General features: G+C 58.9%; 9 protein-coding genes. All 9 read right to left on the reverse strand.

Annotation, left to right across the window (positions count from 1 at the left end; translation table 11 throughout):
- A partial coding sequence (locus WA989_RS03715) for a GTP-binding protein (protein ID WP_424339179.1) occupies window positions 1–124 on the reverse strand: 124 nt, incomplete at its 3' end.
- Between the two features lie 78 nt (window positions 125–202).
- Window positions 203–2,323 carry an elongation factor G gene (fusA, locus tag WA989_RS03720; protein WP_424339172.1) on the reverse strand — a complete coding sequence of 707 codons (2,121 nt, stop codon included), beginning with the start codon at window positions 2,321–2,323 and terminating at the stop codon, window positions 203–205.
- Window positions 2,324–2,371: 48 nt separating this feature from the next.
- Window positions 2,372–2,842 (reverse strand): 30S ribosomal protein S7, encoded by a 471-nt coding sequence (gene rpsG, locus WA989_RS03725; protein WP_424339173.1) that lies wholly within the window; start codon window positions 2,840–2,842, stop codon window positions 2,372–2,374.
- Between the two features lie 12 nt (window positions 2,843–2,854).
- Entirely contained in the window at window positions 2,855–3,226 is a 372-nt protein-coding gene (gene rpsL / locus WA989_RS03730; RefSeq protein WP_018146782.1) for a 30S ribosomal protein S12, read from the reverse strand.
- Between the two features lie 255 nt (window positions 3,227–3,481).
- Window positions 3,482–7,678, reverse strand: coding sequence for a DNA-directed RNA polymerase subunit beta' (gene rpoC, locus WA989_RS03735; protein ID WP_424339174.1), 4,197 nt, complete (start codon window positions 7,676–7,678; stop codon window positions 3,482–3,484).
- 92 nt (window positions 7,679–7,770) lie between these two features.
- Window positions 7,771–11,898: a DNA-directed RNA polymerase subunit beta gene (gene rpoB, locus WA989_RS03740; RefSeq protein ID WP_424339175.1), complete on the reverse strand. Its 4,128-nt coding sequence runs from the start codon at window positions 11,896–11,898 to the stop codon at window positions 7,771–7,773.
- Window positions 11,899–12,067: 169 nt separating this feature from the next.
- Window positions 12,068–12,448 carry a 50S ribosomal protein L7/L12 gene (rplL, locus tag WA989_RS03745; RefSeq protein WP_424339176.1) on the reverse strand — a complete coding sequence of 127 codons (381 nt, stop codon included), beginning with the start codon at window positions 12,446–12,448 and terminating at the stop codon, window positions 12,068–12,070.
- A 64-nt stretch (window positions 12,449–12,512) separates the two neighbouring features.
- Complete coding sequence (gene rplJ, locus WA989_RS03750) at window positions 12,513–13,028, reverse strand: 50S ribosomal protein L10 (protein ID WP_424339177.1); 516 nt, start codon at window positions 13,026–13,028, stop codon at window positions 12,513–12,515.
- A 419-nt stretch (window positions 13,029–13,447) separates the two neighbouring features.
- A partial coding sequence (rplA, locus tag WA989_RS03755) for a 50S ribosomal protein L1 (protein ID WP_424339178.1) occupies window positions 13,448–14,088 on the reverse strand: 641 nt, incomplete at its 5' end.

Below are 14,088 nucleotides of genomic sequence, written 5' to 3' on the forward strand. Positions count from 1 at the left end.
CGCCATACGTATCAGCCATCGTCATCGTGATCGCTGCCGTCAGCGTCGTCTTGCCGTGGTCAACATGGCCAATCGTGCCAATGTTCACATGCGGCTTGTTCCGCTCAAACTTCTCCTTGGCCATGGGGCCTCTCCTTCACTTCAAAACTCAAACTTCAGGTCTCGCCCGACCACTATATTGGGTCAGGCGATCATTGCGGCATTAGCCAGCCAGGTCCTGGACGATCTTCTGGGCCTCGGCCTTTGGGACTTCGGCATAGTGATCGAACTGCATGGTGAACTGTGCACGACCTTGCGACATGCCGCGCAGGTTCGACACATAGCCGAACATGTTGACCAGCGGCACGAAAGCCCCGATCGCAACAGCATTGCCACGCGGGTTCGACCCCTGGATCTGACCGCGGCGGGAGTTCAGGTCACCGATAACATCACCCATATACTCTTCAGGCGTGATAACTTCCACCTTCATCACAGGTTCCATCAGACGCGGATCACCCGGGCCTTTGAGTTCACGGAACGCTGCGCGGGCCGCGATTTCAAAAGCGAGGACCGAGGAGTCCACATCGTGAAACTTGCCGTCGACCAGAACCGCCTTGAAGTCGGTCACAGGATAGCCGGCCAGAAGACCGTTTTCCTTGGCCTGCTCAAGACCCTTCTGAACGCCGGGGATGTATTCCTTTGGAATGGAGCCACCGACAATCGCGCTCTCGAACACGAAGCCTGAACCAGCTTCGAGGGGCTCGAACTGGATTTTGACCTCAGCGAACTGACCGGAACCACCCGACTGCTTCTTGTGGGTGTAGTTGATTTCCGTCGCGCGGCCGAGAGCTTCGCGATAGGCAACCTGCGGCTGACCGATATTGGCTTCGACCTTGAACTCGCGCTTCAGACGATCAACGAGGATGTCGAGGTGAAGCTCGCCCATGCCCTTCATGATGGTCTGACCGGACTCGATGTCGGTTTCGACGCGGAAGGATGGGTCTTCAGCGGCAAGGCGTTGCAGGCCGATGGACATCTTCTCCTGGTCGGCCTTGGACTTTGGCTCGACAGCGATCTCGATCACCGGATCCGGGAAGGTCATGGTTTCAAGAACCACAGGATCGGACTTGTCGCAGAGCGTGTCGCCGGTCGTCGTCTCTTTCAGGCCAGCAAGCGCGATGATGTCGCCAGCATAGGCTTCCTCGATTTCCTCGCGGTTGTTCGAGTGCATCATCATCATGCGGCCGATGCGCTCCTGCTTGCCCTTGGTCGAGTTGAGCATGGAGCCACCCTTGGTGACCGTACCGGAATAAATGCGCAGGAAGGTCAGCGACCCGACGAACGGATCGTTCATGATCTTGAAGGCGAGGCCGGAGAAGGGCTCGTCATCATCTGCATGGCGCGCAAGGTCGCGAACTTCGTCTTCGTCGCCCGGCTTGAAGCCCATATAGGCAGGCACATCAAGAGGCCCCGGAAGATAGTCGACCACCGCGTTCAGCATTGGCTGCACGCCTTTATTCTTGAACGCCGACCCAGCGAGCACAGGAACGAACGACATTGAAAGCGTGCCCTGGCGGATCAGCTTGCGGAGCGTCTCGAGATCAGGCTCATCGCCTTCGAGATAGGCCTCCATCGCCTCTTCATCCTGCTCGACAGCAAGCTCGACGAGTTCGGCGCGCATTTCCTCGGCCTTGTCCTTGAGGCTGTCGCGGATATCCTTGAGCACCCAACTCGCGCCGAGGTCAGAACCTTCCCAGACCCACTCCTTCATGGTGAGAAGATCGACATGGCCTTCCAGTTCGGTTTCAGAACCGATGGGAAGCTGGATCGGCGCCGGCGTTGCACCGGTGCGCTCCTTGATCATCTTCACACAGTTGAAGAAGTCAGCGCCCGTCTTGTCCATCTTGTTGACGAACACAATGCGCGGAACCTTGTAGCGGTCAGCCTGGCGCCAGACGGTTTCTGTTTGCGGCTCAACGCCGGCATTGGCGTCGAGAACACAGACAGCGCCGTCGAGCACAGCGAGCGAACGCTCGACTTCAATGGTGAAGTCAACGTGTCCGGGCGTGTCGATGATGTTGAAACGGTACTTCGGAGACAGCGCGCTGCTGCCATCTTCGGTGCGCTCCCAGAACGTGGTCGTGGCAGCCGAGGTAATCGTGATGCCGCGTTCCTGTTCCTGCTCCATCCAGTCCATCGTTGCGGCGCCGTCATGGACTTCGCCGATCTTGTGGGACTTGCCTGTGTAGAACAGGATGCGCTCAGTGGTCGTGGTTTTGCCGGCATCAATGTGAGCCATGATGCCAAAATTACGATAGCGCTCCAGCGGATATTCGCGGGCCATGGGAGTACCTTTATTGTCTGGTTCCGGGAGGAACAGTGAAAGTGGGGGTTACCAGCGGTAGTGAGAGAAGGCGCGGTTGGCCTCTGCCATGCGGTGCGTGTCTTCACGCTTCTTCACAGCAGTGCCACGGCCTTGTGAGGCGTCGAGCAGCTCACCAGCGAGGCGCTCACGCATCGTGTTCTCATTGCGCGAGCCAGCCGCAGCAGCAAGCCAGCGAATAGCCAGAGCCTGACGGCGCTCAGGACGCACTTCGACCGGCACTTGATAGGTTGCACCACCAACGCGGCGGGAGCGGACTTCAACAGCTGGCGAAATCGCTTCCAGCGCTGAGTGGAACACTTCAACCGGATCTTTTTTGGCTTTTTCTTCGACCAGGTCGAAGGCACCGTAAACGATACGCTCGGCGGTGGATTTCTTACCGTCCTGCATGATCTGGTTCATGAACTTCGTAATGATGATGTCTTTGAACTTCGGATCTGGAAGGACCTGACGTTTCTCAGCGCGGTGACGACGTGACATGTATCTAGACCCTTATTTCGGTTTCTTCACGCCGTAATGCGAGCGGCGTTGCTTACGGTTCTTGACGCCCTGGGTGTCGAGGACACCGCGCAGGATGTGATAGCGCACACCCGGAAGGTCCTTCACACGGCCGCCGCGGATGAGCACAACGGAGTGCTCCTGCAGGTTGTGGCCTTCGCCAGGAATATAGCACAGCGATTCAAACCCCGTCGTCAGGCGGACCTTGGCCACTTTACGAAGCGCCGAGTTCGGCTTCTTCGGTGTGGTCGTGTAAACGCGCGTGCAGACGCCGCGGCGTTGTGGGTTGCCCTTGAGGGCCGGGGTTTTGGACCGCGCGGGCTTTGGCTTGCGCGGATTGCGGATCAGCTGTTGAATCGTGGGCATGAGGGCCTTTTTGCATCTTTCTAACTTGGCCCCATCGGACCAGTTCAAACCAAGATAGCCCGGACGGGCCATCACCTGACCCACCGGACCACCAATTCCGTACTTTGCCGACCTTGCGGCTCCGCTAAATCGGGCCGCGGGAGGCCATCACAAAGGATGACCTCAGCCAGCGTTCGGCGCGTGTTAAGACCCTGTGACCGTCCCGTCAAGTGTCCTCGACGGTGACGGCTGCGATCAGGGCCTTACCAATTACAGCTACTCTGCGGCGTCTGGTGCCGGGAGTGCTGCAGCTGCTTCTTCTGCCGCTTGGCGACGCTTGGCGCGAAGCTTCGCGTCCCGCAGGCCGGCAATGCGGCGGAAGTTGCGCATGCCACCGCCCGTACCGGCCGGAATAAGGCGGCCGACAATGACGTTTTCCTTGAGGCCTTCGAGCGTATCCACCTTGCCCTGGAGGGCCGCTTCGGTGAGGACGCGCGTGGTCTCCTGGAAGGAGGCTGCAGAGATGAAGCTGCGGGTCTGCAGCGATGCCTTGGTGATACCAAGCAGCACCGGAACGCCCGTGGCTTCTCGCTGGTCCTGCTTGCGCGAGCGGCGGACCGCTGCGTTTGCTTCTTCCAGCTCCAGCAGATCGACATGCTCGCCCTTGAGAAGGGTCGTCGTGCCCGGATCGGTGATCTCGATCTTCTGCAGCATCTGGCGAACGATCACCTCAATGTGCTTGTCATTGATCGGAACACCTTGCAGGCGATAGACCTTCTGGACTTCGTCAACGAGATAGTCGGCAAGCGCTTCGATCCCGAGCGAGCCGAGAATGTCCTGAGGCGCTGGGTTGCCGTCGACGAGATATTCGCCGCGGCGGATGAAGTCACCATCCTGGAAGGAGATACGCTTGTTCTTCGGCACGAGATACTCGACGGAGTCTGCGCCCTCTTCTTCCGGAATGATACCGATCTTACGCTTGTTCTTGTAATCGCGAAGATAGGAGACGCGGCCATCGATATCGGCGATGATCGCATTGTCCTTCGGACGCCGCGCTTCGAAAAGCTCGGCAACGCGTGGCAGACCACCCGTAATGTCCTTCGTCTTCGCGCCGCCTGTCGAGGTCCGTGCAAGCGAATCGCCCGGGCCAATTTCATCTCCATCATTGATCGAGAGAATGGCACCTGGCGATAGCAGGTAGCGGGCTTCGGTACCGTTTGGCAGGGTCTTCGCTTCGCCCTTCTCGTCCACGATAAGGACGGACGGACGCAGCTCATTACCCTTGGTGCCGCGATAATCGACGATCACGCGGGACGAAATGCCCGTGGCTTCGTCTGTCTCTTCGCGGGCCGACATGCCGTCGACAACGTCGATCAGCTTGGCGGTACCGGCAATCTCGGAGACGAGCGGCTGTGCAAACGGATCCCAGTCGGCAAGCTTTTCGCCTGGCTTCACCTTGGCGCCGTCCTTCACATACAGGCGCGTACCATAGCCGGGCTTGAAGGTCTGACGTGTGCGGCCATCGCTATCGATAACAGACACAGACATCTGACGGCCAACCACGACGAGGGTCTTGTCCTTCTTCGTGACGGTTTCGCCTTCTTCGAACTGGATCTTGCCTTCGAAGGCCGATTCCACCGAGCTTTCTTCAGCAACCGTGGCGGCGCCGCCAATGTGGAAGGTCCGCATGGTCAGCTGCGTTCCCGGCTCACCGATCGACTGAGCCGCGATGACACCAATGGCCTCACCCCGGTTGACGATCGTACCGCGTGCCAGGTCGCGGCCATAACAAGCCACACAGACACCGATCTTGGTCTCACAGGTCAGCGGTGAGCGGACCTTGATCTCATCGACACCGGCCTCTTCGATAGCAAGCGCAAGCGCTTCATCGACATAGGTATTGGCCGGGCAGATCAGCTCGTCGGTCTTCGGATTCTTGACGTCCTCGCCAACCGAGCGGCCAAGGATGCGCTCCGACAGAGGCACGACGATGTCCGCCCCTTCCATGACCGGCGCGATCAGGATGCCCTTATCAGTGCCGCAATCGTCTTCGTTGACGATGCAGTCCTGGGCGACGTCAACCAGACGCCGGGTCAGATAACCGGAGTTCGCCGTCTTCAGAGCCGTATCGGCAAGACCCTTACGGGCACCGTGGGTGGAGTTGAAGTATTCAAGGACGGTCAGGCCTTCCTTGAAGTTCGACACGATCGGCGTCTCGATGATCTCGCCGGACGGCTTGGCCATGAGGCCGCGCATACCCGCCAGCTGCTTCATCTGGTTCTTCGAACCACGCGCACCGGAGTGGGCCATCATGAAGACTGAGTTAGTCTCTGCTGTGCGCCCGGTCTTCTTGTCGATCTCGGCTTCGCCGGCAACTTCCATCATCGCGTCGGCGACCTTGTCGGTACAGGTCGACCAGGCGTCGACCACCTTGTTGTACTTCTCGCCGCGCGTGATGAGGCCTTCGGCATACTGACGCTCATATTCGGAGACTTGCTCGCGCGTTTCCTCGACCAGCTTGGCCTTGGCGGCAGGGATTTTCATGTCGTCCTTGCCGAAGGAAATACCCGCTTTACAGGCTTCCTTGAAACCGAGACCCATCAGCTGATCACAGAAGATGACTGTCGCCTTCTGGCCGCAGTTCCGATAGACCTCATCGATCAGCTTCGAGATGGCCTTCTTGGTCATCAGATCATTGACGACCTCAGGACGCATACCCTTCATCTTCGGCAGTAGCGAAGCGATCATGTATCGGCCCGGCGTCGTATCGATGACGCGGATCTCCTCATTGCCTTCCTCGTCAACGCCTTCAAAACGGGCCTTGATCTTGGCATGGAGGGAAAGCTTGCCGCTATGGAGAGCGTGCTCAAGCTCGGCCACATCGGAAATGGCCATGCCCTCGCCTGGCTCACCATCCTTGTCGAGCGACAGGTAATAAAGACCGAGAACGATATCCTGCGACGGCACGATGATCGGCTTGCCATTGGCCGGCGACAGGATGTTGTTCGTCGACATCATCAGAACGCGCGCTTCAAGCTGGGCTTCGAGCGACAGCGGCACGTGAACGGCCATCTGGTCGCCGTCAAAGTCAGCGTTGAAGGCCGCACAGACCAGCGGGTGAAGCTGGATCGCCTTGCCTTCGATGAGTTTCGGCTCGAACGCCTGGATGCCGAGACGGTGAAGCGTCGGCGCGCGGTTCAGGAGAACCGGGTGCTCGCGGATCACTTCTTCCAGGATGTCCCAGACTTCCGGCTTTTCTTTCTCGACGAGCTTCTTGGCGGCCTTGACCGTACCGGCGAGCCCCTTCGCGTCGAGGCGAGCATAGATAAACGGCTTGAACAGCTCCAGCGCCATCTTCTTTGGAAGACCGCACTCATGCAGCTTCATGTTAGGGCCAACCACGATGACCGAACGGCCGGAATAGTCGACGCGCTTGCCGAGCAGGTTCTGGCGGAACCGGCCGTGCTTGCCTTTCAGCATGTCGGACAGCGACTTCAGGGGGCGCTTGTTTGTGCCCGTGATCGTGCGACCGCGGCGTCCATTGTCGAACAGAGCGTCGACAGACTCCTGCAGCATCCGTTTTTCGTTACGGATAATGATATCCGGCGCGCGAAGCTCCATCAGGCGCTTCAGGCGGTTGTTCCGGTTGATCACACGGCGATAGAGATCGTTGAGGTCAGACGTCGCGAAGCGACCACCGTCCAGCGGGACGAGCGGGCGAAGATCCGGTGGAATGACCGGAACGATCGTCATGATCATCCACTCAGGCTTGGCACCGGATGCGAGAAACGCCTCGACGACTTTCAGGCGCTTCGAATATTTCTTCGTTTTCAGCTCGCTGGTCGATTCCGCGAGATCGTCGCGCAGCGTGTCAGCAAGGGAGTCCAGGTCGAGCGCGCGCAGGAGCTCGCGAATGGCTTCAGCGCCGATCATGGCGGTGAACGCGTCTTCGCCATGCTCGTCCTGAGCGTCCATATACTCTTCTTCGGTGAGCAGCTGGTTCGGCTCGAGCGGGGTCAGGCCCGGCTCGATAACGACATAGCTTTCGAAGTAGAGCACCCGCTCGACTTCTTTCAGAGGCATGTCGAGCAGCGTCGAAATCCGGCTTGGAAGCGACTTCAGGAACCAGATATGCGCAACCGGCGCTGCAAGGTCGATATGACCCATGCGCTCGCGGCGGACCTTGGCGAGGGTAACTTCGACGCCGCACTTCTCGCAGACAATGCCGCGATACTTGATGCGCTTATACTTGCCGCAAAGACACTCATAATCCTTGATGGGCCCGAAGATACGGGCACAGAAAAGGCCTTCGCGTTCCGGCTTGAAGGTCCGGTAGTTGATGGTTTCCGGCTTCTTGATCTCGCCGGATGACCAGGACCGGATCTTCTCCGGGCTGGCAATGGAAATCTTGATCGCCTCAAAGCTCGGGGCTGGGGCGTTATTGTTGAAGATGCTGGCGACGTCTTGGCGCATATTTTCCGCTCCTCGGGAGGGGTTTGGCCGAACCGGAAAAGTCCGGCCTAGAAAAAACTCAGTCTAACTCGACACGAATACCATGTGGCGGCTTATTCAGCCGCCACCGGTGCATCATCGTCATCCTCATTGGCTTCGATCAGCTCGACATTGAGGCCGAGTGACCGCATTTCCTTGATGAGCACGTTAAAGCTCTCAGGGATACCGGCCTCGAAGGTGTCGTCCCCGCGCACGATGGCCTCATAGACCTTCGCACGGCCTGCAGTGTCATCCGACTTAACCGTCAGCATTTCCTGCAGGGTGTAAGCGGCACCATAGGCTTCCAGGGCCCAGACCTCCATCTCGCCGAAGCGCTGTCCGCCGAACTGGGCCTTGCCGCCCAGAGGCTGCTGCGTAACGAGCGAGTAAGGACCGGTCGAACGGGCATGGATCTTCTCGTCCACCAGGTGGTGAAGCTTGAGGAGATACTTGTACCCGACGGTCACCGGACGCTTGAAGGCATCGCCTGTGCGGCCATCGTAGAGCGTGACCTGGCCGGAGGAATCAAGCCCTGCCCGCTCCAGCATCTCGACGATGTCGGCTTCACGGGCGCCGTCGAAGACCGGCGTCGCGATCGGAACGCCATTGCCGAGATTGGAGGCAAGCTCCACGATCTCGTCGTCGGTTTCAGGAAGCTCTTCTTCCTTGCCGTAGACCATCTGAACCGTCTCACGTAGCGCTTTGTTGTCGTGGTTTTCGTTCCACTCATCAAGCGCGTTCTGGACGATGCGGCCGAGGCCGTTTGAAGCCCAACCCATATGGGTTTCGAGAATCTGACCAACGTTCATCCGCGACGGAACGCCAAGCGGGTTGAGCACGATATCGACAGGCGTTCCATCCTCAAGGAAGGGCATGTCTTCGGCCGGGTTGATCTTGGAGATCACACCCTTGTTGCCGTGACGGCCGGCCATCTTGTCGCCAGGCTGCAGCTTGCGCTTCACAGCCAGGAAGACCTTGACGACCTTCATCACGCCCGGAGGCAGATCATCGCCGCGCTGGACCTTGTCGACCTTGTCGTTGAAACGGGCCTCAAGCTCACGAAGCGACTCTTCAAAGCGGCTTTGCAGCTGGTCGATTTCGCCTTGCGCCTTTTCAGACTTTAGCGCGATCTCCCACCACTGGCTTTCCCGCAGCTCTTCAAGAGCAGCCTCGGTAACCTTGCCGGTCTTGAAGTCTTTCGGGCCTGCCGCCGCTTCCTTGCCAAGGATGAGCTCCTTCACGCGCGCAAAAGTGTTGCGCTCGAGAATGTTCTGCTCGTCTTCCTTGTCTTCCTGCAGCTGTTCGATCTGCTCACGCTCGATCTGAAGCGCGCGCTGGTCCTTGTCGATGCCGTGACGGTTGAAGACACGGACCTCGACAACCGTACCGGCGCCGCCCGGAGGCACGCGCAGGGATGTGTCGCGAACGTCAGACGCCTTCTCGCCGAAGATGGCGCGGAGAAGTTTCTCCTCCGGCGTCATCGGGCTTTCGCCCTTCGGCGTGACCTTGCCGACCAGAATGTCGCCAGCTTTCACTTCAGCACCGACAGCGACAATACCGGCCTCATCGAGGTTCCGCAGCGCTTCCTCGCCGACATTCGGAATGTCGCGCGTGATCTCTTCTGGGCCGAGCTTGGTATCGCGGGCAGCGATCTCATACTCTTCGAGGTGGATCGAGGTGAAGACGTCGTCTTTCACGATCCGCTCGGAGATGAGGATCGAGTCCTCGAAGTTGTAGCCATTCCACGGCATGAAGGCGACGAGGACATTGCGGCCGAGCGCCAGTTCACCGAGGTCGGTGGACGGGCCATCCGCAATGATATCGTTCGCCGTCACCACGTCGCCGACCTTCACGATCGGGCGCTGGTTGATGCACGAATTCTGGTTCGAGCGGCGGAATTTGGAGAGGCGGTAGATATCGACGCCTGAAGCAGCAGAGTCGATGTCTTCGGTTGCCCGGACCACAATCCGGGTCGCATCCACCTGCTCAACCACGCCAGCACGGCGGGCCACAACAGCCGCGCGGCTATCGCGTGCCACGACCGACTCCATGCCGGTCCCGACGAACGGGGCCTCGGAGCGGACAAGCGGCACGGCCTGACGCTGCATGTTCGATCCCATAAGGGCGCGGTTGGCGTCGTCATTTTCGAGGAATGGAATAAGAGCTGCGGCGACCGAAACAACCTGTTTCGGCGACACATCCATATATTCGACTTCCTCGCGCGGCACGAGCGTGGCTTCGCCATTCACACGGGCGTTGACGAATTCGTTTTCAAGCTCGCCCTTGTCGGTGACCGTGGCGTTCGCCTGAGCAATCGCATAGCGATGCTCTTCCATGGCCGAGAGGTACACGACCTCATCGGAAAGCTTACCCTTCTCAACTTTCCGGTACGGGCTTTCGATGAAGCCATACTTGTTCACGCGCGCATGGGTGGCGAGCGAGTTGATCAGGCCGATGTTCGGGCCTTCAGGCGTCTCAATCGGGCAGATGCGGCCATAGTGGGTCGGGTGAACGTCGCGAACTTCGAAGCCCGCGCGTTCCCGCGTCAGACCACCGGGGCCGAGCGCCGAGAGACGGCGCTTGTGGGTGATTTCCGACAGCGGATTGGTCTGGTCCATGAATTGCGACAACTGTGAAGAGCCAAAGAATTCACGCACGGACGCCACAACAGGTTTCGCATTGATCAGGTCGTGCGGCATGACCGTGTCGATATCGACCGACGACATGCGCTCCTTGATGGCGCGCTCCATGCGCACCAGACCGATGCGATAATTGTTTTCCATGAGCTCGCCGACGGAGCGGACGCGGCGGTTGCCGAGGTTGTCGATGTCGTCGACTTCGCCCTTACCGTCCTTGAGGTCGAGGATGACTTTCATGACACCGACAATGTCATCCTTGCGCAGGATGCGGACATTGTCTTCGGCGGTTTCATAATCCTCAAGCGCCATGTTGAGACGCATATTCATCTTCACGCGGCCAACCGCGGAAAGATCATAGCGCTCACCGTCGAAGAAGAGCTGGTTAAACAGCGCCTCTGCGGCTTCCTGCGTCGGTGGCTCACCAGGACGCATGACGCGGTAAATATCAGAGAGCGCCTCGAAACGCGTCTCGTTCTTGTCGGCCTTCAGCGTATTGCGCAGCCATGGGCCGCGGTCGCCGCCATCGATATTGAGAACTTCGATCGACTTCTGGCCCTGCTCGCGCAGCTCGGCAACCAGCTCCTCGTCGAGGAGGTCACCCGCCTCGCCGAAGATCTCACCGGTTTCGCGGTTGACGATGTCGCGGCCAAGGAATTTACCCTCAAGCGCGGTCGACGGAACGATGAGCTCGTCCGTGCCACCTTCGGCAATCCGCTTCGCAGCGAGCGCCGTGATCTTGCGGCCAGCCGGTGCGACAACCTTGCCGGACTTTGCATCGACCAGGTCGAAATCAGGCTTCTGGCCTTTCCAGGACTCTGGACGGAACCCGATGATCCAGCCCTTCTTGTCGAGGCGGTAGACAGAGCGAGAGTAAAACAGGTCGATAATCTCGTCAGTGTCATAGCCGAGCGCGTAGAGCATCGTCGTTGCCGGCAGCTTGCGCTTGCGGTCAATCCGGATGTTCAGAATGTCTTTGGCGTCGAACTCGAAGTCGAGCCAGGAGCCGCGATAGGGAATGATACGAGCCGCGAAGAGCAGCTTGCCCGAGGAGTGGGTCTTGCCGCGGTCGTGGTCGAAGAAGACGCCCGGAGAGCGGTGCATCTGGGAGACGATCACACGCTCCGTGCCGTTCACGATGAACGTGCCTTTGTCGGTCATCAGCGGAATGTCACCGAGATAGACTTCCTGCTCCTTGACCTCCTTGATCGATTTGGCGCCTGTGTCCTCGTCAATGTCGAACACGACCAGCTGCAGCCGCACTTTCAGCGGCGCTGCATAGGTCAGATCGCGCTGCATGCACTCCTGAACGTCAAATTTGGGGGGTTCGAACTCGTAAGAGACATATTCAAGAGTTGCGCGCTCGTTGAAATCAACGATTGGAAACACGCCTTTAAAGACACCACCAAGCCCGTCATCCGTACGCTCCGCGAGCGCCGTGTTCATTTGCAGGAATTGCTCGTAGGAGGAGCGCTGCACTTCGATGAGGTTGGGCATGTCGATGGCTTCGGGAATACGACCGAAGGATTTGCGGATACGTTTTTTTTCCGTGAAAGAAAGAGCCATCTTTTGTTCCGTTTCTCGCCACCCGCGACCCTTCGCTGCGAAGGATCTCTAGGCGGCCTGCCACCTGAAACGCGAGCACGCGGCAGGACCAGACAGGTCCCGCCGCGCATCTAATCTACTGAAATTGCGCCTCGCGCAGACGCAATCCCCGTTGAGCAAGCCAGACGGCTTACTTGATTTCGACCTTGGCGCCAGCTTCTTCGAACTTCTTTTTGAGCTCTTCTGCTTCGTCCTTGGAAACGCCTTCCTTGATCGGCTTCGGAGCGCCTTCGACGAGCTCCTTGGCTTCTTTCAGGCCAAGACCGGACACGACTTCGCGCACGACCTTAATGACATTGATTTTCTTGTCGCCGCCCTCAAGGAGGATGACGTCGAATTCGTCTTTTTCCTCAGCAGCTGCGCCGGCGTCGCCGCCACCTGCTGCCGGGCCTGCAACTGCAACAGCTGCAGCAGCCTTGATGCCGCGCTCTTCGAGATAATCGTTGAGCTCTTTGGCTTCGAGAATGGTGAGACCGAGAAGTTCGTCACCGAGTTTTGCAATATCTGCCATTTGTCTATTCGACTTTCTATTACGAGTTTAGAGGTGTTCTGGTTTTGCGTTATTTGTCCGACATTCAGGCCGCAGCCTGCTCGCCAATGACGTTGATCGCACCAGCAAGCTGTTGACCAGGCGCATTGATGCGCTGGGCAATCTGGCTGGCCTGACCGGTCAGGCGAGCAACAACAGTCGCAATCAGCTCTTCGCGCGACGGCAGTTTGGCAAGCGCTTCCACGCCGGCCGTGTCCATCGCTTCGGCGCCCATAATGGCCCCGACGAGCTTCAGCTTCTCATTGTCTTTGGCAAAATCGGTGGTCGCTTTTGCAGGGACCGTGGGGTCTTCTGCATAGGCAATGGCCACCTGGCCTTTAAAGAGGTCTGCCCCCGCATCACCGCCCTTGCCGCCGAGGGCAATCTTGGCAATCCGGTTCTTGACCACTTTGAGCTTTCCACCTTGCTCATGGAGCTTGGTGCGCAGCCCTGTCATCTCCGCAACGCTCAAACCGGTATAGTGCGTGACGACAACTGCACCGGACTTCTCGAAGACATCTTCGAGCTCCGCCAGCGCCGCCTGCTTTCCAGCTCTATCCATTACGGTACTCCAGTTAAGGCGTCCGGCCCATCCGGGCGCCCGGGAAATCGCCTTCAACGACCAGAAGTGGCCGCATCCAGCGCCTGCCCAGGGCCTGGCGAACTCGAACATCCAGAACACGAATTCTGGTAACCCGACAGTCGCCTAACCCCGTCTATCATGGGATTTCTGCGCTTGTGGCACGACCCATGGTCTTGGACAGGAAAACGGGAGTTCGCCGAAGAATTCGGTGACCTCCCGTCGAGCCGAGCCTGTTAACGCGTAAATATGGACGCCGCAACCCCTCGCCAACATAAAATGTCAGACTGGCGAGACTCATAATCCTGCGATGAGGTTCAATCTATATTCAATCGGCTAAAAAAGCAATCGCCCGGGCCTTGGGGACCCGGGCGACGCGATCGGATTGAAGCCTTGCCGGCCTAGCCTGCGGCCAGTGCCTCCGCCGTATCGACCTGGACGCCAGGGCCCATTGTCGAGGAGACGGCAACTTTCTTCACATAGGTTCCTTTGGCGCCGGATGGGCGAGCTTTAACCAGAGCGCCGAGGAAGGCGTTGAAGTTTTTCTCCAGCGCATCTTCGCTGAAGCTCGCCTTGCCGATACCGGCATGCACGATGCCCATCTTTTCGACGCGGAACTCGACGGAGCCGCCCTTGGCGTCCTTGACCGCCTGAGCGACATTCGGCGTAACGGTTCCGACTTTCGGGTTCGGCATCAAGCCGCGCGGGCCGAGCACCTTACCGAGACGGCCGACAACCGCCATCATGTCAGGGGTCGCAATGACGCGGTCGAAATCCATCATGCCGCCCTGGACCTGTTCCATCAGGTCTTCAGCGCCAACAAAATCCGCTCCGGCTTCCTTGGCCTCCTCAGCCTTGGCGTCGCGAGCGAACACAGCGACGCGAACGTCCTTGCCCGTACCTGACGGCAAGGACACCATGCCGCGAACCATCTGGTCAGCATATTTGGGATCGACACCAAGGTTGACGGCGACTTCGATCGTCTCGTCAAACTTCGAGGTTGCGTTTGATTTCACCAGCTTGATCGCCTCGGCGACGCCGT

The sequence above is a fragment of the Henriciella sp. genome, from assembly GCF_049649345.1.
Taxonomy (GTDB): Bacteria; Pseudomonadota; Alphaproteobacteria; order Caulobacterales; family Hyphomonadaceae; genus Henriciella.

Excerpts from the sequence above, each read along its gene's own strand:
- fusA (WP_424339172.1), bottom strand. The coding sequence starts at position 2,323 with ATGGCCCGCGAATATCCGCTGGAGCGCTATCGTAATTTTGGCATCATG.
- rpsG (WP_424339173.1), bottom strand. The coding sequence starts at position 2,842 with ATGTCACGTCGTCACCGCGCTGAGAAACGTCAGGTCCTTCCAGATCCG.
- rpsL (WP_018146782.1), bottom strand. The coding sequence starts at position 3,226 with ATGCCCACGATTCAACAGCTGATCCGCAATCCGCGCAAGCCAAAGCCC.
- rpoC (WP_424339174.1), bottom strand. The coding sequence starts at position 7,678 with ATGCGCCAAGACGTCGCCAGCATCTTCAACAATAACGCCCCAGCCCCG.
- rpoB (WP_424339175.1), bottom strand. The coding sequence starts at position 11,898 with ATGGCTCTTTCTTTCACGGAAAAAAAACGTATCCGCAAATCCTTCGGT.
- rplL (WP_424339176.1), bottom strand. The coding sequence starts at position 12,448 with ATGGCAGATATTGCAAAACTCGGTGACGAACTTCTCGGTCTCACCATT.
- rplJ (WP_424339177.1), bottom strand. The coding sequence starts at position 13,028 with ATGGATAGAGCTGGAAAGCAGGCGGCGCTGGCGGAGCTCGAAGATGTC.